Raw genomic sequence first — 21890 nt, 5'->3', positions numbered from 1 at the left:
CAAAGGGCCCCTATAAGAAGGGGGTGAAATGAGGAACGGCAAGGGCCCATGAGCGCAGAGCAATCAAAGACCACGCATTTCGGTTTTCAGACCGTGGACGAAGATGCCAAGGCAGGCATGGTTCACGGCGTGTTTTCGCGAGTGGCATCGAAATACGACATCATGAACGACCTGATGAGCATGGGCATCCACCGCGTCTGGAAAGATGCGATGATGGATTGGCTCGCGCCGCGGCCGGGTCAGAAGCTGCTCGATGTGGCGGGCGGCACGGGCGACGTCTCCTTCCGCTTCCTCAAGCGCGCAGGCTCGGGCCACGCAACGGTCTGCGATATGACCGAATCGATGCTGGTCGAAGGCCGCAAGCGCGCCGAGGCCGAAAGCATGGCCGACAGTCTCGACTGGGTCGTGGGCGATGCGATGGCACTGCCCTTCGCGGATAACTCCTTCGACGTCTACACGATCTCTTTCGGCATCCGGAACGTGACGCGCATTCCTGATGCGCTCAAGGAAGCCTACCGGGTGCTCAAGCCCGGCGGGCGGATCATGGTGCTCGAATTCAGCCAGATCCCGAACGAGATGATGCAGAAGGCCTATGATCTCTATTCCTTCAACGTGATCCCGAAGATGGGCGAGATCGTCGCGAATGACCGCGACAGCTATCAGTATCTGGTGGAATCGATCCGCAAATTCCCGACGCAGGAGACATTCGCGCAGATGATCCGCGAGGCCGGGTTCGAGAATGTCTCCTACCGGAACCTCTCGATGGGGATCGCGGCGCTGCATTCGGGCTGGAAACTTTAACCGATGCGCGGACCCCATAATATCTGGCGCCTGATCCGGACGGGCGCGACCTTCATCCGCACGGGTGCGATGCATCAGGCGCTCGAAGCGATGGACGCGCCGCCGCGGCTGCGCGCCTTGGCCTATGCGATCAGCGCGCCGTTTGCGTGGCTCGGCTACAAGGGCGATCCGGAACTGCCGCCGGTGACGCGCGCGATCACCGCGCTGGGCCCGGCCTATATCAAGTTCGGTCAGGTCCTCTCGACACGGCCCGATGTGGTCGGCTCGGAGCTGGCCGATCAACTGCGCGTGCTGCAGGACAAACTGCCGCCCTTCGAGACTTCCGTGGCCAAACGCATGGTCGAGGAAGAACTGGGCGCGCCCGCCGATCAGCTCTTCATGGAGTTTTCCGAGCCCGTCGCCGCCGCCTCGATCGCGCAGGTCCATTCCGCGCGCCGCGCCGATACGGGCGAGCGCGTCGCGGTGAAGGTGCTGCGTCCGGGGATCGAGCGCGCCTTCCGCCGCGATCTCGACGCCTTCCATTTCGCCGCCGCGATGATCGAACGGATTTCGCTCGCCTCGCGTCGTTTGCGCCCGAGCGAGGTGATCAAGCATTTCGAATCCGTCGTTATGGGCGAGCTGGACTTGCGTCTGGAAGCGGCCTCCGCCTCGCAATTCGGCGCGAATACTGAAGGCGATGCCGGTTTCGTGGTGCCGCAGCCGGTCTGGAACCTCTCGGCCAAGCGGGTGATGGTTCTCGACTGGGCCGAGGGGCTGCCGATGGGCGACCCGGACGGTCTGCGCGGGGCGGGCCATGATGTTTCCAGCATTGGCGAGCGCGTCTTGCAGCTGTTTCTAAGCCATGCGCTGCGCGACGGTTTTTTCCATGCCGACATGCATCACGGCAATCTCAAGGTGGCCGGGAACGGCGATATCCTCGCTTATGATTTCGGGATCATGGGGCAGATCGACGAATATACCCGCCGGGTCTATGCCGAGATTCTCATGGGCTTCATCCAGCGCGACTATAAACGCGTGGCCGAGGTGCATTTCGAGGCCGGGTACGTCCCCGCCGATCGCGATGTCGACGAGTTCGCTCTGGCGCTGCGCGCTGTCGGCGAGCCGATCTTCGGGATGGACGCGACGCATATCTCGATGGCGCGGTTGCTGGCCTATCTCTTCGAGGTGACCGAGCGGTTCGGGATGCAGACCCAGACGCAGTTGATCTTGCTACAGCGCACGATGGTGGTTGTCGAAGGTGTCGCCCGCTCGCTGAATCCGTCGATCAACATGTGGGAAGTCGCCAAGCCGGTCGTGGAGAAATACATCCGCGAGAGCCTTGGGCCGCGCGCCATCGCGAATGACCTGCGCAAGACTGTGCAGGTGCTGGGCCGCTTCGGGCCGGAACTCCCCGACCTCGTGAAAGCGGCGATCCGCAAACAGACCGAACCGACGCCGCCCCCCGTGACGGTAACACGCTGGCGCTACGCGGCGCTGATCTCTGCGGGGACGGCCCTGCTTTTGCTCGGCGTCGTGCTGGGTGAGTTGCTTTAACCCTCTCGCAACGCACTGACCGTGTCCGCGGCGATCGTGGCGCCGCCTTCAAGCGTCAGCAGCGCGCCGTCCGCGCCTGATTGCACCTCGGTCACGCGCGTGTAGGCCGCAACCGGGTCGGTGCCGATCAAGCTTCCAGAGGCGTAGCTTTGCAGCGCGAAACTGTATCGCCCTGCGCCCAGAACCTGACCTGCGTCGTTTGTCCCGTCCCAGGAATAGCTGTCGAGTGCGGGCGAGATGGGTTTCTGCGCAACCTGACGCCCGTTGGAATCCGTCACCACTAGAACAGCGGCATCGGCCCCCGATTGCGCGGCCGGCGCGAGATCCACGGGCGTCGTGCCGTCGAAGTAACTCGGCGCTTCGGCACGCGCCTGCATCCCGACCCAGCCCGCCAGTTCGCTCAACCCTCCGAGCCCGGTCTGGCCAGACAGAGCCGTCAAAAGGTCATTGGTCTTCACCTGCTGCTCGACGCCCGAAAAAGTCGCGAGCTGAACTGCGAAGTCGGCGCTTTCGATCGGGTTGAGCGGATCCTGATTCTTCATCTGAACGGTCAGCATCGTCAGAAAAGTCTCGAAATCCGAGCTCAGCGCCGAGGGCGCTTTGGTGCCTGTGCCGTTCTCCGCGGCGGTAACGGCCGACGTGGCGGTGGCAGGCGAGGTGATGGGGGAAGTGGTGGTCATGGTCGTCTCCTACATCCGCAGATCGAGCCCGCTTTGCGGGGGGGCGAGGCGCGCGGTTGCGCGTGGGGCCGGGGCAATCGGCGTCTCAATTGGGTCTAAGTCCGGGGCTGCGCCCAAGCCGTCGAGCATGTCGAGCCGTTGCTGCGGACGCTCGTCGCGCTGGCTGAACTGAAAATCGAGCGCGCCATAGCCCATGTCGTGCATCTCGCGCGCGAGCGTGTCGATATGGCGGCGCATGAGGTCGAGCGTCTCGGCACGATCGGCCTGTATCGCCACCGTCATGCCATGCTGGCTCGCGTGGAGGGTCATGCGCACATGGCCCAGTTCCTCCGGTGAAAGCGCAATCTCCACCGGTCGATCGGGCATCCGTGGCAGTGAGATCCCGATCTGATGGGCGATCGACTGCGCGATAGAAGCGGGCGCGGGGGGCACCGCCGCGCTTGTCTGCCCGGACCCACCCGACGCGGTGATCAGAGGGGCGGAGCCCGCGGCCCATGTCTCTGCTGTCTCACCGACATGGGCCCGCGTGGCGGTCAGCTCGGGGGCGTCCATATTGCTCTTGGCCGCGCCCAGTTCCGCCGTCGTGAGATAGATGGCCCGTGCATGATCCATGCGTTTGAGGGCGGGCGCGGGTGAGGCATAGGGTATGGCACCCGAAGGGAGAGGTGCGGCCTCCAGCCGGGTTGACCTCTCGGGCGCCCCGGCCTTTTCATTCTGCGGCGCATCGCTTTGCACGACGCTCAGTATCGGTGACGTGTTCTGCTGAGGTTGAGGGCGCGCAACCGCTCCAGAGGCGCCGACAGTTGAAGGGGGGGCGGAGGCCTCGGTCGCCAGCTCGTGGTGTGGGGCATTTGCGTTCGCGATCTGCTGAAGTCTCGAAGAGACAACGCTTGCCTCGGCGGGCTGCGGTGCTTCCTTAGCGCTCAATTTGACGTCTGAAGCCCTTGATCCTCGCGTCTTCGCACCGGGCGGCTCGGCGAGCGTGGAAGGCAGTGGAGAGAAGGCCGGCGCTGCCTGGTCTCCTGCGCGTCTCTTCATCCCGGTCAGCGTCGGATCAGTTTCTGGAGCAACGGTGCGCGCAGCCCCAGCTGACGCTTCGGTCGGTTGGGTTTGGGCACTGTTTTGGCCAAAGACGGGCGCGCTTTCAGGTTGTTTGCCTGCCAGAGGGTTATGTGTTGCAGCAGGTGAATGGAAAGAAGGCGCGGCATTCAGGCCCCGCACAAGCGCCATTTCTGAACGACCGTCGGGACGAAGAGGGCCCGAGCTAGTTGCGTTCTCCTGCGGTGTGCTTTTGGTTTCAACGTTCCCTGCCTTTGTCCCCTCTGCATCGGATGCTGTGAGCGTTGGAATTTTCAATGCGGGCTCGGCACTTTGAGCGCTATCAATCCCGGGGACAAACACCTCGGGTTTTGACGACACAACTACCGCCGAATTTCCGCCAGTTTCAGCAGACCTTTGTACCCGACCGCTCGCATCGTGAGGCGCAACGGTCGCCGCATCATTTCTAACGAGTATTGAGAGCGTTCCATCTTTCACGAAGCCAGCGTTTTGCGTGTCGATCTGTGGCTGAACGGTCATCACGTTCGAGAGTTGCACAGAACGCATTGAGCTTTCCGAAGCCGTGTCAGGGATATTCGCTTCGATTTTGTCCGTCTCCGTGTGAGCAAGCGAAACCCTCTCCCCATATCCTTTTCCGTTCAATCGAGACGTCGCGCCGCCATCATGCGAGGCGACGCTCTCCTCGGGCTTCTTTGAACCATTGAACTTTGTGGGATGGTCCGGGTCGACTGTGAGCGCCGACCGCGTCGGGCCGAACGGGCCCTGCGGACCGGGCAGCGCAATGTCAGAATCGCTGCCAGCCAATTCTCGAGCGCCTGATCCGATCGTCGGCGCTACTTGAGCATCTTCAGCCTCACACTGCGGGTCCTTGTCGGCGCCTCCCTCCGGCTCCTCAACCAAGTTAACGCCACGAGGGATTGCGACGGTTTTTGGCGCGGCCTCTTCTTCAAGCGTGAAGGTTCCGCCCGGCGACTCCGCCGTATCGGTAGGTCTCGCTGCTGCCTTGAGATGGCCGCTCGGGCCTTTCGGCGTTTCTGGAATCGGAAAGGGAATCATGGTCCTCACGACTTCTGTCTGTGTCGAGGCCACTATCGCCGCAGGAACTTACCGATTCTTTACGCCCGACTGGCAGAGTGCAGAAAATTATCTGCAACTGGAGAGTTCGATGCACAGTCCGACCGTATCACCGCTGCCGCACGCGGCTGGTCTCTCTTCGCTTGATGCCAAGCTGTTTGAGCAAGCGAAGGCACTAGAAGCTGGGTTCCTGTCGGAAATGCTCAAAGAGGTGGGCATGAAAGCCGCAAGCGGTGCTTTCGGCGGTGGAATTGGCGAAGAGCAATTCTCGTCCTTCCTGAGAGCCGAACAGTCCAAGGCCATGGTCGAGGCCGGGGGAATTGGCCTTGCGGAAATCATCTTCGAATCGCTCAAGAACGGAGGGCAGGATGCCTGATACGAATGCTGCGGAAGAGCTGATCTCGCTGCTACGGCTCGAACGGGAAGCGATCCGTTCGGCGGATTTTTCCGACCTTGTCGGGCTGAGCGATCGAAAGGAGCGCGCGATGGCTGCGCTGACGAAACCTGATGGCGACACGGTCGAGAAAATCCGTGCGCTTGCACGCGAGAATCAGACGCTATTGGCCTCGGCACTTGCGGGTGTTCGCGCGGCGCAGGCTCGTTTGAAAACGATTGTGACGGCGGCGAAAGGCTTCGAGTCCTATGACAAAGAAGGGCGACCGCGGCCCATCCGCCGCGGCAGCGGAGATTTCGAGCGTCGTGCATAAGCTGTTAATCATGAAAGGAATTTGTTGAGAGATCGGGGAGGGATTTAGCAGATTGTTAGCCTTTGGAGGGCCATGGTGACGACGCATCCAAGCGATGGCGCGCCTCACGGCTCAGGAGGCGCATTGGTCAGAAAGCCTTGAGTGCCGCGTCGAACACGCGGCTTTTCAATCGAGTGACGCAAAGCGTCGACACTAAAGGGATAAATCATGTCCAGCATTCTGACGAATACCGGCGCGATGGTCGCGCTGCAGACCCTCAAAGGGATCAATTCCGGCCTCGCCACCACTCAATCCGAAATCTCGACCGGCAAATCCGTCGGCTCAGCGAAAGACAACGCGGCTGTCTGGGCGATTTCGAAGGTCATGGAATCCGACGTTAAGAGCTTCTCTGGCATTTCGGACAGCCTCGCACTGGGCGAATCGACCGTTGCCGTCGCTCGTAAGGCGGCCGAAACCGTCACCGACCTGCTGACGGATATGAAAACCAAAATCGTCGCCGCGCAGGAATCGAACGTAGATCGCGACAAGATCCAGACCGATATCGACGCCTTGCAGGAACAATTGACCTCGGTGGTCGGGGCGGCGCAGTTTAACGGGCTGAACCTGGTGGATGGCTCTTCCGCCGCGACCGTCAAGGTTCTGTCTTCGCTTGATCGCGCGTCGGACGGCACCGTCTCTGCAAGTCATATCGACGTCGCCGCGCAGAACCTGTCGGTCGGTGGGTATTCCGCCAAAGCTGCCTTCACAGCGTCCGACGGGGTGTCCACCGACAAGGACGTTGCCGCAACGACCCTCGCCAAAGCGGATGGAACCGGTAAAGATCTCCTACTTGATGATACGGTGAGCTGGGCTGCGGGTGATAGCGTCAGGGTTACCCCGGGTGACCAAACCGTCAGCTACACGCTCTCGGCTGCAGACGCGGCGCAGACTGGAACTGCGCGCACCGACCTGATCGCAGCAGGCCTCAAATCGGCAATCGACGCGCTGGGTATCGCCAACCTTCAAGTCGACTTCACGGCCGGTGTCAGCACCACCAGCGATTCGACTCTCACCTTCAAAAATGACGGTATCGCCGATCTGGCGGGAGACCTTACGATCGTGTCTCAATTCGTCAATGCGGGGGCAGGCGGCCTCGGCGCGGTCGCATCGATCGACGTGACCAGTGAGGCGGGGGCGACCGCGGCGCTCTCCAATATCGAAACGCTGATCCAGACCGCAACCGACGCGGCATCGTCCTTCGGTTCCGTGGAGGGACGGATCGGCACGCAAGCCGATTTCATCTCCAGCCTCAGCGACTCGCTCAAAGCGGGTATCGGTTCGATGATTGACGCTGACATGGAAGAGGCTTCGGCCCGTCTTCAGGCGCTGCAGACGCAGCAGCAGCTGGGCATTCAGGCGCTCTCGATCGCCAACCAGCAGCCGCAGAACATCCTTTCTCTGTTCCGCTAAGGCTCGGGTTGGGGCACCTGATGCGGTGCCCCAACTTCGCTCATGTGTCCCGCGCATGATCAGTTTCAGTCACCGGAAGGATTTCCCGTGTACGCGACGACTTTGGCCAAAACGGCCTATTCCAATCCCAGCCAGCCGATGCGCACGCCGCGAGGGCTCGAATTCGAACTCTTCGCCCGCATCACGCGCCGCCTCAAACAGGTCTCTTCGCAAGATGCCCCCTTTGCCGCGTTGGCCGAAGCGATTTTCGAAAACCGCCGTCTCTGGACCGCGCTGGCGGCGGATGTCGCCGATCCGGAGAATGGCTTGCCGCAAGATCTTTGCGCCCGCATCTTTTTCCTGCACGAGTTCACGCAGGCGCATAGCCGCCTCGTGCTTTCGCAAGACCGGTCGGTCGATGCGCTGATCGACGTGAACACCGCCATCATGCGCGGGTTGCGACAAGACGGGGCAAAACAATGAGCGGCCTCGTTCTGAAACTCGCCCCGAAAGAGAGAGTGCTGATCAACGGTGCCGTCATCGAAAATGGGGATCGCCGATCGCGACTCGCGATCATGACGCCGAACGCAAACATTCTTCGGCTGCGCGACGCGATCCATCCCGAAGAGGTCAACACCCCGGTCCGTCGGGTTTGCTATATCGCACAGCTCGTGCTCTCCGGTGACACCGATCCGCAAGAGGCGAAGATGCAGTTGCTTCGGGGGATCGAACAGCTCAGTCAAGTTCTCAAGGATCAAGATAGCCGTGCGCAGCTCAATGCGGCCACGCTCGCCGTGATCGAGAACCAGCATTACCAAGCGCTGAAAGCACTGCGCACGCTTCTTCCACGGGAGGAACGCCTCCTCGCCGCAGGCGCGTCATGACGTATCAGCCGGTCGTCCCTTTCTCCGGGTTTGCGGGGTGGCGGTTTCTCTCGCGCACGATGGAGACGCAGCAGGCCGCTTTCGCGGCGTCGACGGAAAACCAACGCCTCGATAGCTATTTCCGGGAGACGATCGGACAGATCGATACGGCGAAGGCTTTGGTAGATGATCGGCGTCTGCTCGGTGTGGCGCTCGGCGCATTCGGTCTCGATGCGGATATCGACAATAAATACTTCATCCGAAAAGTGCTCGAGGAAGGCTCTTTGGACAGAACGGCGCTGGCCAACAAGCTGTCGGACAAAAGCTACCTCGCGCTGACCACGGCCTTCGGATTCGGAGATTTCTCGGTCCCGCGAACGAAGCTTTCGACTTTCGCGGACGAGATTCTGACGAAATTTCAGACCCGAGAATTCGAGGTCGCGGTCGGCGAAGTCGATAATGACCTGCGCATGGCGATGTCGTTGCAGCGCGACCTTCCCGAGCTCGCGGCGAAGGATATCTCCGAGGCTGCGAAGTGGTACACGATTATCGGATCGCCATCCCTGAGCCGGGTGTTCCAGACTGCGCTCAACCTGCCACCTAGCGTTGGCGCGCTTGATGTCGATCAGCAGCGCGAGATCTATATGTCCAAGGCGCAACGCACCTACGGGACCTCTGATCCCGCGGAGCTCGGTGCATCCGAGAAACTGGAGGCCCTGACGCGGGATTATTTGCTTCGTGCGCAGCTCTCGAGCATGACCAGTGTCTCGTCGCAGAATGTCGCGCTCAGCCTTTTGCAAAACGCGGGGGCGCAGCGCCTTTCGCTTCGGCTCTAGGCTTTAAGGAAACTGCGCGGCACGGCGGAGCTCGCCCGTTTTCAGGCCGCGCCAATTGCTGATCGGGCCGGTCAATCTGCGATGCACCACGGGCGCGTTGGCATTGAGCGCACCGAGGCGGATCAGCAGCGCGATCATCGCCGCTTCCGAGGCTCGGGTCGCGCCATCAGTGATCTTCAGGGCGACGCCGCGTTTCTGATCCGGAAGCATGGCGACATAGACGCCTTCCGCACCGGTTTTGACGGCGACGCGCCCGTTCGCCTCTCGCATGATCTCGGTGCAGGCGCGGCCTTCGCCTGCGACGAGCTCTGGATGCTCCATCATCGCATCGACCAGACGGGTCGCAGCGCGCGCCCGCAGATCGCCGTCCGAGGTCGCCGCCGCGAAGAATTGCATGGCGCGCCCGAGACCGGCGAGGCTGGTCGCGAAATTCGGGGCCGAGCATCCGTCGATCCCGTAGCGCGGCGAGGTCTCTTCGGTCACCTCTTCGAAGGCGGTTTTCACGGCCCGCTGCACGGGGTGATCGATCTCCACATAGTCAGGACCGCCGCCCAGATGCCGGTTCAGCGTCAGGAACCCGGCATGTTTGCCCGAGCAATTGTTATGCGCTTGGCAAGGCGCGTGATCCGAGCAGATCAGCTGCTTCTTCTCGGCCTTGTCGCGCGGCAGATGCGCCCCGCAGCGCAGGTCGTCATCGCCCAGCCCAAGCGTCGCGAGCCAGTCTTCGACCGCCGCGCGGTGCATCTGCGCGCCGGAATGGCTCGCGCAGGAGAGGGCCAGCTGGCGCGTCGTCAGCCCGGCGGCCTCCGCCGCGCCGCTTTCCAGCAGCGGCAAGGCCTGGATCATCTTCACAGAAGAGCGCGGAAAAATAACCGCTTCTGGATCGCCCCAGGCGGCTTCGATCCCCTCCGGGCCGAAGATCACCGCATGGCCGTGATGGACGGATTCACACATCCCCCCGCGCCACAGCTCGATCATTGCCTTCGGTGCCGTCATCGCCTGCCTCCTATGCGCGAAATCTCGCCATCGCGGGGTTTTACCCCTAGGCTTTTTTAGGTTAAATGAGTGTTATCGAGAGGAAAACGCATTCGCCACCGAAAACAGGGTGACCGGCCCGGGCGATGCAGAGGCAACCTGACAGCTGGAGGCTGTAAGCATGATGATGAAGGGTCTGCGGATCGCGACGGTCGCCGCGCTCATGATCGGGGCGGGGCATGGCGCAATGGCGCAGGAAAGCACCAACCGCGTCGCGGCGAATACCGATTGGAGCGTCTTCGTCGATAACGATCCGAAAGAGTGCTGGGGCGTGTCGAAACCGAAGAAGACGGTCAACACCAAAGGCGGCAAGGTCGTGCAGGTGAACCGCGGGGATATCCTGCTGTTCGTGACCTACCGTCCGGGCAAGAAGCCCGAGATTTCGTTCATGGGCGGCTATCCTTTCGCGGATGGCTCGACGGTCGATCTCGAAGTCGGCGGTCAGAAATACACGCTCTTCACCGATGGCGGCGGCGCTTGGGCCGGATCGCCTGAAGAGGACGCGAAGATCATCGGCGCGCTCAAGGCCGGGTCTGACGTGAAGCTGACGGGGCGTTCGAGCCGTGGCACCCAGACCGAGGACACGTTCTCGCTGATGGGCTTCACCGCCGCGACCACCGAAGCCGAGCAGCGCTGCCAGTAAGCGACCCTCGCGCCTGACATTGGAGCCCCGGCCATGCGCCGGGGTTTTCGCGTTCGAGCCAAAAGCGCGACGCCCCCTGTTAATGCAGGGGCGAATCCCCTATATGAGGCGCCTCATTTCAAGGAAACATGCGATGACCCAGTCTCAGGCTCCGATCACGCAAGACGTGCACACGATCCCGCGCAAGCTGCCCGAAGGCGGCAAGGTGAACCTCATCGGTCTCACCCGTGACCAGCTCCGCGCGGCGCTGATCGAGGCGGGCACGCCCGAGAAGCAGGCGAAGATGCGCGTCGGCCAGATCTGGCAGTGGCTCTATTACTGGGGCGTGCGCGATTTCGCGGCGATGACCAACCTCGCCAAGGATTACCGGGCGATGCTGGCCGAGACGTTCGAGATTACCCTGCCCGAGATTGTCTCGAAGCAGGTGTCCGAGGACGGCACGCGGAAATACCTTCTGAAGATCGCCGGCGGCCACGAGGTCGAAGCGGTCTACATCCCCGAGGAAAGCCGCGGCACGCTGTGCATCTCGAGCCAGGTGGGCTGCACGCTGACCTGTTCGTTCTGCCACACCGGCACGCAGAAACTCGTGCGCAACCTGACGCCAGGCGAGATCGTCGGGCAGGTGATGCTCGCACGCGACGATCTGGGCGAATGGCCCGAGAAGAACAGCCCGAAGAACGAGACCCGTCTGGTGTCGAACGTCGTTCTGATGGGGATGGGCGAGCCGCTTTATAACTTCGAGAATGTCCGCGACGCGATGCAGGTCGTGATGGATGGTGAAGGCATCAGCCTCAGCCGCCGCCGGATCACGCTGTCGACCTCGGGCGTCGTGCCGGAGATCGCGAAGACCGCCGAGGAGATCGGCTGTCTGCTGGCGGTGTCCTTCCACGCCACGACCGACGAGGTGCGCGACAAGCTGGTGCCGATCAACAAGCGCTGGAATATCGAGACGCTGCTGAACGCGCTGCGGGAATATCCGCGCCTGTCGAACTCCGAGCGGATCACGTTTGAATACGTCATGCTCAAGGGTGTGAACGACAGCGACGAGGACGCGCGCCGTCTGGTGAAGCTGATCCGTGGCATCCCCGCGAAGATCAACCTGATCCCGTTCAACGAATGGCCCGGCGCGCCCTATGAGCGCAGCGATTGGGAGCGGATCGAGAGCTTCGCCGACATCATCTACAAGGCGGGCTATGCCTCGCCGATCCGCACGCCGCGCGGCGAAGACATTATGGCCGCCTGCGGTCAGCTGAAATCGGCGACCGAGCGGGCGCGCAAATCGCGGGCGCAGATTCAGGCTGAGGCGGGGCTTTAAGGGAACCCGCTTCGCCGCTTCTGCATTGACGCTACGTGTGGGAAGTAACCGGAGACGTCATGACGCGAGAGGCCATCGCCCCGCTTCCAAAGCCCTGTAATGCCGAGGGAAAGCCGCGCCGCACTGGCGTGGAGATCGAGTTTGCCGGGCTGACCGAGGCGCGCATCGCGCAGATCGCCGCGCAGGCCCTTGGGGGCGAGGCGCGGCGCAGCGACGGTCAGGACTGGGAAGTCACCGGCACGAAGCTCGGCGATCTGCAGGTCTATCTCGACATCTCGGTGCGCAAGCAAGCCGACGGTGCGCTCAAGGAACTGGGTCTGCGTATCGGGCGCGAGGTCATTCCGGTCGAGATTGTGACCGAGCCGCTGGACCGCGAAGGCCTTCTTCAACTCTCTGATTTCATTGAATTGCTGCGCAGCGAAGGCGCGCAAGGTACGGGGCGGTCTCTGCTCTATGGGTTCGGCCTTCATCTCAACCCGGAGATCGCCTCCAGCAAGGCTGAAGATATCGTTCGCCCGCTTCTGGCCTTCGCGCTGATCGAGGAGTGGATGCGCGAGACCTGGCCGATCGAGAGGACGCGCGAAGTGCTGCCTTTCACTGCGCCTTATCCGAAGAAGCTGATCGAGGATTTGGCGCGGCTTGGCCCCGATGCCGCGCTCGACGAGGTGATCGTCACCTATCGCAGGCACACGCTGTCGCGGAACCACGGGCTGGATATGCTGCCGATCTTCTGCGAGCTACGGCCCGATCTGATTGCACCGGAGGAAGGGAAGGGGGGCACCGTTTCGCCGCGTCCCGCCTTCCATTTCCGTCTGCCCGATTGCCGCATCGACGATGAAACCTGGTCGCTCGACAGCGAGTGGCGGCGCTGGTGGTTCGTGGAGACGCTCGCGGCGGAGCCCGAGTTGTTGGGCCTGATGTGTCGCGAATGGTTGACGGCGAAGACCGAATTCCATCTGCTGGGCGGGAAATGGGTCGAGACCTGCGAGAAAATTCTGAGGCTTGCCGGGCATAGATGAAGCCCCTGATCGGCATATCGACATCGCGTCGCACCGGGTGGCGGGTCTACCCGTTCATCGCCTTCGGCGTCTGGCTGGCGGGCGGTCGCTCGGTTCGCTGGGTCGCGGGCAAACGCGCTGAGGTGCAGCATGTCGACGGTGTGATCGTGGGCGGCGGCGATGACATTTCACCCGAACTCTATGGCGGCGATCTGATCGCGAGCGCGGTGCTCGACCCGGCGCGCGACGAGCTGGAAAAATGCCTCGTCGAGGAAGCGATGGCGCAGGGCAAGCCGGTGCTTGGGATTTGTCGTGGCGCGCAGATGATAAATGTCGCGCTGGGCGGCGATCTGCATCAGGACGCCTACGATCATTACAACGCGCATAAACACACGACGCTTCTGCCGAAGAAGGACGTGCGAGTCGAACCCGGCTCGCGGCTCGGTGCGCTGGCAGGGCTCGCGCCGATGCGGGTCAACGCGCTGCACAGTCAGGCCGTGGATCGCTTGGGCGACGGGCTACGGGTCGCGGCGCGCGATGGGTCGGGAATGGTACAGGCAGTCGAGCGCGTCGAGGAGCCTTTCGCCCTCGGCGTTCAGTGGCACCCGGAATACCTCACCTATGCCCACCGGCAGCGTGCGCTGTTCCGGGCACTGGTGGCGGCAGCGCGCGCAAGCCATGAGCACCGCGCGCAACTGCCCGAGGTCAGCGCCGAGGCGAAGGCCTGAGCGCCGCGCCTCAGCAGTTCTCGTAATTCCAATTGTCGATGATCGCGACCGCGTCCTTGGCGCTCTCGACGAAGCTCACCAGATCGAGATCCTCGGGCGAAATCGTTCCGGCCTCGGCCAGCCGATCCCAGTTGATGATCTCTTCCCAGAACTGGCGCCCGAACAGGATGAAGGGGATTCTCGACATCCGGCCCGTCTGGATCAGGGTCAGCGCCTCGAACATCTCGTCGAGCGTGCCGAAGCCGCCGGGGAAGACGCACACGGCGCGGGCGCGCATCAGGAAATGCATCTTCCGGATCGCGAAATAGTGGAAGTTGAAGGTCAGATCGGGCGTGACGTATTCGTTCGGCGCCTGCTCATGCGGCAGCACGATGTTGAGACCGATCGACTGACCGCCCGCCTCATGCGCGCCGCGATTGCCCGCCTCCATCACGCCGGGGCCGCCGCCGGTGCAGATCACGTTCTCCCGGCCGTATTCCTGCATCGAGCGTTCGGTCATCTCGCGCGCGAAGATGCGGGCCTCTTCGTAGTAGCCCGAAAGTTCCGCGAGATACTCGGTCTTCGCGTTGGCCTTGTTCTCGGGCGCGGGGATGCGCGCGCCGCCGAACATGACGATGGTCGACTCGATGCCGCGCTCGTCCATGATCAGCTGCGGCTTGAGCAATTCGAGCTGCAGCCGCACCGGGCGCAGCTCGTCGCGCAGCATGAAATCCACATCCGTATAGGCCAGCCGATAGGCGGGCGCGCGGGTCTGTGGCGTGTCGGGAATGTTCTTTGCGGTCTGCGCGTCGTCCCGCGAGTGGCGGAACGAATGCGTCGTGTCGTCCTTCATGGGGCACCTGCTCATTGCGCGTTTCGCTTTGACCAACTATAGCGTGAACGCTGTAAAGGCCACCTGAAAGAGGATTTGCCCATGTCGAACGCCGCGCTCGAAACTGCAATCGAAGCCGCTTGGGAAGCCCGCGACACCATCACGCCCTCGACCGGCGGTGAGACCCGCGAGGCCATCGAAGATACGCTCAACGCGCTGGATCGCGGCGAGCTGCGTGTTGCGGAGAAACGCGAGAACGGCGACTGGCATGTGAACCAATGGGCCAAGAAAGCGGTTCTGCTCGGCTTCCGCCTCAAGGACATGGAGCAGCAGGATGGCGGCCCGCAGGGCGGCCACTGGTGGGACAAGGTCGACAGCAAGTTCAAAGGCTGGGGCGACAAAGAGTGGAAAGCCGGTGGCTTCCGCGCCGTGCCGAACTGCATCGTGCGCAAATCGGCCTATATCGCGCCGGGCGTGGTGCTGATGCCCTCCTTCGTGAATCTCGGCGCCTATGTCGACGAGGGCACGATGGTCGACACTTGGGCCACCGTCGGCAGCTGCGCGCAGATCGGCAAGGGCGTGCACCTCTCGGGCGGCGTCGGCATCGGCGGCGTGCTGGAGCCGATGCAGGCCGGCCCGACCATCATCGAGGACAACTGCTTCATTGGCGCGCGCTCGGAAGTCGTCGAAGGCTGCATCGTCCGCGAAGGCTCGGTGCTGGGCATGGGCGTCTATATCGGCAAGTCGACCAAGATCGTCGATCGCGAGACCGGCGACGTGATGTATGGCGAAGTGCCGCCTTATTCGGTTGTCGTGTCGGGCTCGATGCCGTCCAAGAACGGCATCAACCTCTATTGCGCGGTGATCGTGAAGCGCGTCGATGCGCAAACCCGGTCGAAGACCGGCATCAACGAGCTGCTGCGTGACTGAGACGCCGGAAAAGCCGAAGAAGAAACCCTCGCGCCAGCAGGTCTTTACCCTGCTGGTCGAGGTTGGTCGCTCGCCCAATGACGGTCTGCCGAAAGGCGCGTCGGGGGCGGGGCTGCTGTGCTACGCCTCGGGCGTGGACGAGGCAGAGGCCGTGCGCGAGACCGTGGCGATCCTCAAGCAGGCCGAGATGGCGCCGCTTGACGTCACGGGTTACGGCACGCTCGCGGAACGCGAGAAACAGGGCCATGAGATCGACGATGCGGAACGTGAATTGATGCAGCGTGCGCTCGACGAGAACTCCGTGATCATCGCCCAGATGGAGCCGTTTTTCGGCAACGACAAGAAGCCGCTCCAGTAAGCCTTAGAGTGTCATGTGACGCCCGTTGAAACCTCACGAACCGTTGATACACTGGTTCAAAGAGCAAAACAGCGAGCAGGCACCATGGCAATTCCCGGCAAGATCATCCCACTGACATTTATGGCATTTTCTGCGCTTTCGGCCTGTGCGGGGCCCCCCGAATCCTCGCCCCGGCCGCTGGCGCGGGGCAGCGCGCCGGTGGCGGACCCGATCCCGCCGACGGACGCCGCGACGGAAGCGCGTTTCGAGTCCTTCCTCGCGGGCTTCAAATCCCGTGCGCTGGCCAACGGCATCACCGAATACACCTGGAACCGCGCGATGGCCGATGTGCGCTACAATCCCAAGGTGATCGAGCGCGACCGCTACCAATCGGAGTTCACCAAGTCGATCTGGGATTACCTCGATAGCGCGGTTTCGGATGAGCGCGTCGCAACCGGCAAGCAGATGCTGCGGCAATACGACCGGCAGCTGAACGCGATCGAGCGCAAATACGGCGTCGACAAAGAGGTCGTCGTCGCGATCTGGGGTATGGAGAGCCGCTACGGCGCTTATCGTGGCAAGACGGCGATCATCCCCGCGCTTGCGACGCTTGCCTATGACGGGCGGCGCGGCGAGTTCTTCGCCAAGCAGCTGATCGCGGCGCTCAAGATCATTCAGTCGGGCGACGTGGACGAGCGGCACATGACCGGCTCTTGGGCCGGGGCGATGGGCCACACGCAGTTCATCCCGACCTCCTACCTGTCCTACGCGGTTGATTTCACCGGCGATGGTCGGCGCGATATCTGGTCGGAAGACCCGACTGATGCGCTGGCCTCGACGGCGGCCTATCTGGCGCGTTCGGGCTGGTCGAAGGGGCAGCCCTGGGGCGTCGAGGTCATCCTGCCCTCAGGCTTCAACTACGGCCTCACCGGCAAGGGTACGAAGAAGAGCCCTGCCGACTGGGCGGCGCTTGGCGTGCGCTCGGCCACGGGCGGCACGGTGCCGAATTACGGTTCGGCGTCGATCCTCGTGCCAGCGGGCGCGAAGGGGCCCGCCTTCATGATCTTCGGCAACTTCCGCGCGATCTCGCGCTACAACTCCGCCGACAGCTACGTGATCGGCGTGGGGCATCTGTCGGATCGTCTGAAAGGGAAGGGGCCCTTCGTGCAGGATTGGCCCCGCACCGGCAAGCCGCTCAGTTCCAAGCAGAAGGTCGAGCTGCAGGAGCGGCTGACCGCGGCGGGCTTCGATACGGACGGCACGGACGGCAAGATCGGTGCGAATACGTCGAAGGCGATCGTGGCCTTCCAGAAATCGCGCGGTCTGCCGCCCGATGGCTACGCCACGCTGGAGCTGCTGCAGGTGCTGCGCGGCTCGTGAATTGCTAGGCGTAAAGTTCAGGGGCGCGGGGGGTTACCTCCGCGCCTCCTGCTTTGAGATCTGCACCGCGAGAATGCCGCCTGCGATCACCAGAACGCCAAGCGCGTCGTGCCAGTCGACATGCTCGCCCAGCACCGCCCAGGCGATCGCGACGCCGAAGACCGGCGTGAGGAAGTGGAAGGTCGCCGCGCGCACCGCGCCGATGCGGCCCACCAGCCGGAACCAGACCCAGGTCGCCATCAACCCTGGTACGATCACCGTGTAGGTGAAGGCCAGCGCCAGTGTCGACGTCACCTCGACCACGAGATGCTCGGTGAAGGCGGAGACCACGGCGAGGCTCACAGCCCCCACCAGCATCTGCAGGCCGACGATCATCAGCACGCCGCCACCGCCGCCGCTCGCGCCGCGTACGGTGAGCGTCGCCACCGCCAGCGCCAATGCGCCCGCGACGCAGAGGCCGAGCCCGAACGGGTCGATCCCGCCTTGCAGCCGTGCGCCCATGATGATGCCGACGCCCGCGAAACCTGCCACCAGCCCGGCGATGCCGAGGGGCGGAATCCGGTCGCGAAAGACGATCCAGCCGAGCGCGCCGACGATCAGCGGCATGGTCGAGGCGATGATCGCCGCGACCGAGGCTTCGACCGTGGTCATCGCGACCCAGTTAAACCCTAGGTAGAGCGCGTTTTGGCAAATTCCGAAGATGATCGTGGCGCGCCATTGCGCCCGGCTCAGCCGCCAGCTTTGGCCGAAGGCCAGTGCCAGCGCGATGCCGATCCCCCCGGACAGGGCGAAGCGCAGGGCAAGGGCTGCAAGGGGCGGAGCCTCTGCCACGATGATATGCGTGGACGTGAAAGCCGAAGACCACATCAGGGCAAAAGCGAGCCCCATTCCGATCGCGCGCAGATCCATCTTTCCTCCGGGCCTGAAAAAGGGCGCCCCGATTGCTCGCGAGCGCCCTAAAAAATTGGCTGTCCCTCGATTGAGAGAGTCCTGCGATCAGGAGTTAACGCTGTCCTTGAGCGCTTTCGCCACGGTCACTTTGACCTGCTTGTCAGCCGGCTTCTGCATCTGCTCGCCGGTGGCCGGGTTGCGGACCATGCGCTCGGGGCGCTCGCGGCAGTAGACTTTGCCAATGCCCGGCAGGGTAACGGCGCCGCCGTTCGACACTTCTTTGGTGACGACGTCGGTGATCGCGTCGAGTGCGGCCGAAGCCGTCTTCTTGTCGGCGTCCATCGCCTCGGCGAGGGCTGCCACCAGCTGGGTCTTGGTCATCGGTTTCGACATATTCGTTCCTCTCTCCGCCCCGGTAATCCAGGGTCAATTTCGTCCGCGTTGCACGGTTGGTGGGCCATGTTCCACACGTTTTTATTGAGCATGGCAAGCCCTTTTCCCAGAATGGGCGGGTTTTTCCCACGTCACAGAAAAGCTGTTTCCTCGAAGCTACGCAATTTCCTGCTGTGAATCCGATCCAGAGGCATCTCGCGAAGTTTCTCCATCGCGAGGATGCCGATCAGCAAATGGCTCGCCACCTGCGTGCGGTAGAATTCGGTCGCCATGCCCGGCAGCTTCAGCTCGCCATGCAGCGGTTTGTCCGAGACGCAGAGAAGCGTGCCGTAGGGCACCCGGAAGCGGAAGCCATTCGCCGCGATCGTGGCGCTTTCCATATCGAGCGCAACCGCGCGTGACTGGCTCAGGCGATGAACCGGGCCGGATTGGTCTCTCAACTCCCAGTTGCGGTTGTCGATGGTGGCGACAGTGCCGGTCCGCATGATCCGCTTCAGCTCGTAGCCTTCCAGCTTCGTCACTTCGGCCACCGCTTCCTGCAGCGCGATCTGGATCTCGGCCAGCGCCGGGATCGGCACCCAGACGGGCAGATCGTCGTCGAGCACATGGTCTTCGCGCAGATAGGCGTGGGCGAGGACGAAGTCCCCAAGCTGCTGCGAATTGCGCAGACCCGCGCAGTGACCGACCATCAGCCAGGCATGCGGGCGCAGCACGGCGATGTGGTCCGTCGCGGTCTTCGCATTGGACGGGCCGACGCCGATATTGACTAGCGTGATCCCGCCGCCATCCGCACGCTTGAGGTGATAGGCGGGCATCTGCGGCAGCTTCGCGAGGCCCGGAATCTCATCCTGCGGGTCGGTGATCTCCTGATTGCCCGGCGCGACGAAGCTCGTATAGCCCGAGTTCTTGTCGCCCAGCAGGCGGCGCGCGACGGCCTCGAACTCATCCACGTAGAACTGGTAGTTCGTGAACAGCACGTGGTTCTGGAAATGCTCGGCCTTGGTCGCGGTGTAATGCGACAGGCGCGCCAGCGAGTAATCCACCCGCTGCGCGGTGAAGGGCGCGAGGTGGCCCGAGCCATCCGGGTTTGGCCCGGCCATGCCGTTGACGATATCGTCGTTCATCCCCGCAAGGTCAGGCACGTCGAACACGTCCCGCAGCGAGAAGTCGAGAACGCCTTCCTGCGGCACCGTCACTTCCGGATGCGCGGCCACGGCGAAATGCACCGGGATCGGGGTGTCGGAGGGGCCGATCGTGACCGGGATATTGTGGTTCTTGATCAGGAGGCCCAGCTGCTGCGTCAGGTAATTGCGGAACAGGTCGGGCCGCGTGATCGTCGCCGTGTAGGTGCCCGGCAGCGCCACATGGCCGAAGCTCAAGCGGCTATCAGCCTTGATATGCGAGGAAACGGAGATGCGCACCTCCGGGTAGAAGGCGCGAAAGCGGTTCCGCGCGGTCTTGCTCTCGAGCGTTTCGTTGAATTTCTCGAGCAGGAAGGCGGTCGCCTCGTCATAGAGCGCCTCGAGCCGGGCGACGGCCTCGGCGGCATCGGTGAAGCTCTCCGCAGGGGCTGCGTCGGGGGTGATGAGGTCTAGCGTTTCATTCATTCAAAAAGATCCGTCAGTTCAAAACGCGTCACGTCGACGAGGCCCAGATCCGAGATGCGGATCTCGGGAATGACGACGAGCGCGAGCAGCGAATGCTGCATGTAAGCGTTGTTCAAAGTGCAGCCGCAGGCGCCCATCGCCTCGACCATCTTGGCGGCGCGTGCGGCCACGGTCTGCGCCGGATCGTCCGACATCAACCCTGCGATCGGCAGCGGCACGGCGGCGATCTCTTCGCCGTCCTTCCAGACGGAGACCCCGCCGCCCATCTCGCCAAGCGCGTTGGCGCAGGCGGCCATCATCTCGCGGTCGGTGCCGACCACGATCATGTGGTGGCTGTCATGCGCCACGGTCGAACCCATGGCCATCCGGCCCTTGTAGCCGAAGCCCGAGACGAAGCCGTTGGTGACGCCGCCGGTGCCTTGATGGCGTTCCACCAGCGCAATCTGCGCGATGTCCTTGGCGGTGTCGGGCTGGGCGAGCCCGTCGGTCACGTCCAGCTCTGCCGTCAGCGCCTTGGTCGGCGCCTGGTTCTCGACCACGCCGATCACGCGGGCGGTGACCGTGTTGGCGCCCTCAGGGGCCGCGATCTCGAAATCCGCGCCCGTCAGGGTCTTGCCCAGGTGCACAGTGTCGCGCGCGCTTTCGGGCCAGTCGTAATGCGGGCACTCCGCCAGCAGTTTTCCATCCTTCGCCACGGTGCGCCCACGCGCGATGACCTGCTCGACCGGCAGCGTCGCCAGATCCGAGGTCAGGATCACATCGGCCCGGCGGCCCGGCGTGATAGAGCCAAGTTCGCGCTCCAGCCCGAAATGGGTCGCAGTGTTGATCGTACACATCTGCAGCGCGACCAGAGGATCGGCGCCGCACTCCACGGCATGGCGGAAGACGCGGTTCATATGCCCGTCATTCACCAGCGTGCCGGAATGGCAGTCATCGGTGCAGAGGATGAAGTTGCGCGGATCGAGACCCTTCTCGGTGACGGCAGTAATCTGCGTCTCCACATCATACCAAGCCGAGCCCAGCCGCATCATCGAGCGCATCCCGTTGCGCACCCGCGCGATCGCGTCGGCCTCGCAGGTGCCCTCGTGATCGTCGGCGGGCCCGCCCGCGACATAGGCGCGGAACGGCGCGCCCAGATCGGGGGAGGCGTAATGACCGCCCACGGTCTTATGCGCGTTCTGCGTCGCGGCGATCTCGGCCAGCATCTTAGGATCGGCATTGATCACGCCGGGGAAGTTCATCATCTCGCCTAGGCCGATGATGCCGGGCCATGTCATCGCCTCGGCCACATCCTCGGGGGTGATCTCGAAGCCGGTGGTCTCCAGACCCGGCGCGGAGGGCGCGCAGGAGGGCATCTGGGTGAAGATGTTCACCGGCTGCATCAGCGCCTCGTCATGCATCATCCGCACGCCGTCGAGGCCCAGCACGTTGGCGATCTCATGCGGATCGGTGAACATGCTCGTCGTGCCATGCGGGATCACCGCGGCGGCGAATTCGGCGGGCGTGAGCATGCCGCTCTCGATATGCATATGCGCGTCGCACAGGCCCGGCACCATGTAGCGCCCCGCGGCGTCGATCACTTCGGTGTCGGGTCCGATACTGTCCGACAGATCGGGAGCCACGGCGGCAAATCGCCCTTCGGCCACGGAAATATCGTAGCCCTCGAGAACCTCACGCGTGTGGACATTGACCCATTTGCCACCCCGGATCACGAGGTCGGCGGGTTCGCGCCCGGCAGCCACGGCAATCAATCGCGGTGCGGCTTCGGGCCAGGATTTGGTCTTGTTCTTCTGTTCCATGTCCAAGCCTGTCATTGCGTGCGGGAAGGTTCAAGAGACGTT

General features: G+C 63.2%; 23 protein-coding genes. 15 read left to right on the top strand and 8 right to left on the bottom strand.

All coding sequences use genetic code 11. The features are described from left to right. Window positions 1-48 precede the first annotated feature (48 nt). Together ubiE and ubiB are read left to right on the top strand one after the other, a co-directional pair. Window positions 49-801: a bifunctional demethylmenaquinone methyltransferase/2-methoxy-6-polyprenyl-1,4-benzoquinol methylase UbiE gene (gene ubiE, locus BMI85_RS09615; RefSeq protein WP_078571138.1), complete on the top strand. Its 753-nt coding sequence runs from the start codon at window positions 49-51 to the stop codon at window positions 799-801. A 3-nt stretch (window positions 802-804) separates the two neighbouring features. Next, window positions 805-2334, top strand: a complete 1530-nt coding sequence (ubiB, locus tag BMI85_RS09610) for a 2-polyprenylphenol 6-hydroxylase (protein WP_078600970.1) — start codon at window positions 805-807, stop codon at window positions 2332-2334. On the opposite strand, the gene BMI85_RS09605 is transcribed toward ubiB, so the two are convergent. Together BMI85_RS09605 and BMI85_RS21545 are read right to left on the bottom strand one after the other, a co-directional pair. Then, window positions 2331-3014: a flagellar hook capping FlgD N-terminal domain-containing protein gene (locus tag BMI85_RS09605; RefSeq protein WP_078600968.1), complete on the bottom strand. Its 684-nt coding sequence runs from the start codon at window positions 3012-3014 to the stop codon at window positions 2331-2333. The two genes, ubiB and BMI85_RS09605, sit on opposite strands and share 4 nt — an antisense overlap. A 9-nt stretch (window positions 3015-3023) precedes the next feature. Beyond that, window positions 3024-3626 (bottom strand): flagellar hook-length control protein FliK, encoded by a 603-nt coding sequence (locus BMI85_RS21545; RefSeq protein WP_210402331.1) that lies wholly within the window; start codon window positions 3624-3626, stop codon window positions 3024-3026. Window positions 3627-5238: 1612 nt separating this feature from the next. Between BMI85_RS21545 and BMI85_RS09595 the strand changes: the two genes are divergently transcribed. The 6 genes from BMI85_RS09595 to BMI85_RS09570 all read left to right on the top strand — a co-directional run bounded on the left by BMI85_RS09595 (window position 5239) and on the right by BMI85_RS09570 (window position 8981). Continuing rightward, window positions 5239-5523 (top strand): rod-binding protein, encoded by a 285-nt coding sequence (locus tag BMI85_RS09595; RefSeq protein WP_078601138.1) that lies wholly within the window; start codon window positions 5239-5241, stop codon window positions 5521-5523. Next, window positions 5516-5854, top strand: a complete 339-nt coding sequence (locus tag BMI85_RS09590; protein ID WP_078600964.1) for a flagellar export chaperone FlgN — start codon at window positions 5516-5518, stop codon at window positions 5852-5854. Before BMI85_RS09595 ends, BMI85_RS09590 begins: the two co-directional genes overlap by 8 nt. Window positions 5855-6061: 207 nt before the next feature. Then, entirely contained in the window at window positions 6062-7303 is a 1242-nt protein-coding gene (locus BMI85_RS09585; protein ID WP_078600962.1) for a flagellin, read from the top strand. A 42-nt stretch (window positions 7304-7345) separates the two neighbouring features. Further along, window positions 7346-7765 (top strand): flagellar biosynthesis regulator FlaF, encoded by a 420-nt coding sequence (gene flaF / locus BMI85_RS09580; protein ID WP_168174762.1) that lies wholly within the window; start codon window positions 7346-7348, stop codon window positions 7763-7765. Beyond that, on the top strand, window positions 7762-8166 hold the full coding sequence (gene flbT, locus BMI85_RS09575; RefSeq protein ID WP_078542484.1) for a flagellar biosynthesis repressor FlbT: 405 nt from the start codon (window positions 7762-7764) through the stop codon (window positions 8164-8166). The genes flaF and flbT overlap by 4 nt, the downstream gene beginning before the upstream one ends. Then, entirely contained in the window at window positions 8163-8981 is an 819-nt protein-coding gene (locus tag BMI85_RS09570; RefSeq protein WP_078600959.1) for a DUF1217 domain-containing protein, read from the top strand. The genes flbT and BMI85_RS09570 overlap by 4 nt, the downstream gene beginning before the upstream one ends. Window positions 8982-8984: 3 nt before the next feature. Here the strand turns inward: BMI85_RS09570 and BMI85_RS09565 are convergent, their stop codons facing one another. Continuing rightward, on the bottom strand, window positions 8985-9977 hold the full coding sequence (locus BMI85_RS09565; RefSeq protein WP_078600957.1) for an asparaginase: 993 nt from the start codon (window positions 9975-9977) through the stop codon (window positions 8985-8987). A gap of 163 nt (window positions 9978-10140) precedes the next feature. Here BMI85_RS09565 and BMI85_RS09560 point away from each other — a divergent pair, with 163 nt between their 5' ends. The 4 genes from BMI85_RS09560 (at window position 10141) to BMI85_RS09545 (ending at window position 13700) form a co-directional block, all read left to right on the top strand. Next, the gene (locus BMI85_RS09560; protein ID WP_246832534.1) at window positions 10141-10659 is read left to right on the top strand and encodes an invasion associated locus B family protein; all 519 of its coding nucleotides are present in this window, start codon (window positions 10141-10143) and stop codon (window positions 10657-10659) included. Between the two features lie 133 nt (window positions 10660-10792). Continuing rightward, window positions 10793-11974 (top strand): 23S rRNA (adenine(2503)-C(2))-methyltransferase RlmN, encoded by a 1182-nt coding sequence (rlmN, locus tag BMI85_RS09555; protein ID WP_078600955.1) that lies wholly within the window; start codon window positions 10793-10795, stop codon window positions 11972-11974. A 59-nt stretch (window positions 11975-12033) separates the two neighbouring features. After that, on the top strand, window positions 12034-12993 hold the full coding sequence (locus tag BMI85_RS09550) for an amidoligase family protein (protein ID WP_078600953.1): 960 nt from the start codon (window positions 12034-12036) through the stop codon (window positions 12991-12993). Beyond that, window positions 12990-13700 (top strand): gamma-glutamyl-gamma-aminobutyrate hydrolase family protein, encoded by a 711-nt coding sequence (locus BMI85_RS09545; RefSeq protein ID WP_078521588.1) that lies wholly within the window; start codon window positions 12990-12992, stop codon window positions 13698-13700. The genes BMI85_RS09550 and BMI85_RS09545 overlap by 4 nt, the downstream gene beginning before the upstream one ends. 10 nt (window positions 13701-13710) lie before the next feature. Here BMI85_RS09545 and BMI85_RS09540 read toward each other — a convergent pair whose 3' ends face one another. Continuing rightward, window positions 13711-14532, bottom strand: coding sequence for an LOG family protein (locus tag BMI85_RS09540; protein WP_078521586.1), 822 nt, complete (start codon window positions 14530-14532; stop codon window positions 13711-13713). An 81-nt stretch (window positions 14533-14613) separates the two neighbouring features. Here BMI85_RS09540 and dapD point away from each other — a divergent pair, with 81 nt between their 5' ends. The 3 genes from dapD (at window position 14614) to BMI85_RS09525 (ending at window position 17158) form a co-directional block, all read left to right on the top strand. Continuing rightward, on the top strand, window positions 14614-15441 hold the full coding sequence (dapD, locus tag BMI85_RS09535) for a 2,3,4,5-tetrahydropyridine-2,6-dicarboxylate N-succinyltransferase (RefSeq protein WP_078521584.1): 828 nt from the start codon (window positions 14614-14616) through the stop codon (window positions 15439-15441). Continuing rightward, window positions 15434-15799, top strand: coding sequence for a hypothetical protein (locus BMI85_RS09530; RefSeq protein WP_078600951.1), 366 nt, complete (start codon window positions 15434-15436; stop codon window positions 15797-15799). The genes dapD and BMI85_RS09530 overlap by 8 nt, the downstream gene beginning before the upstream one ends. Before the next feature lie 120 nt (window positions 15800-15919). Continuing rightward, entirely contained in the window at window positions 15920-17158 is a 1239-nt protein-coding gene (locus BMI85_RS09525; RefSeq protein WP_246832524.1) for a lytic murein transglycosylase, read from the top strand. A 33-nt stretch (window positions 17159-17191) separates the two neighbouring features. On the opposite strand, the gene BMI85_RS09520 is transcribed toward BMI85_RS09525, so the two are convergent. From BMI85_RS09520 to ade, 4 genes are all read right to left on the bottom strand, one after another. Further along, window positions 17192-18067 (bottom strand): DMT family transporter, encoded by an 876-nt coding sequence (locus BMI85_RS09520; RefSeq protein WP_078600949.1) that lies wholly within the window; start codon window positions 18065-18067, stop codon window positions 17192-17194. A gap of 87 nt (window positions 18068-18154) precedes the next feature. Beyond that, complete coding sequence (locus BMI85_RS09515; RefSeq protein ID WP_075776797.1) at window positions 18155-18442, bottom strand: HU family DNA-binding protein; 288 nt, start codon at window positions 18440-18442, stop codon at window positions 18155-18157. 131 nt (window positions 18443-18573) lie between these two features. Next, on the bottom strand, window positions 18574-20049 hold the full coding sequence (locus tag BMI85_RS09510; protein WP_078571151.1) for an AMP nucleosidase: 1476 nt from the start codon (window positions 20047-20049) through the stop codon (window positions 18574-18576). Next, the gene (gene ade / locus BMI85_RS09505; protein ID WP_078600947.1) at window positions 20046-21848 is read right to left on the bottom strand and encodes an adenine deaminase; all 1803 of its coding nucleotides are present in this window, start codon (window positions 21846-21848) and stop codon (window positions 20046-20048) included. The genes BMI85_RS09510 and ade overlap by 4 nt, the downstream gene beginning before the upstream one ends. Window positions 21849-21890: the final 42 nt, after the last annotated feature.

Origin of the sequence: Thioclava sp. DLFJ4-1 (genome assembly GCF_002020145.1) — a bacterium.
GTDB classification, from domain to species: Bacteria; Pseudomonadota; Alphaproteobacteria; order Rhodobacterales; family Rhodobacteraceae; genus Thioclava; species Thioclava sediminum.
Note: the sequence above shows the minus strand (reverse complement) of the source record. Positions and strands in the feature narration are given on the sequence as shown.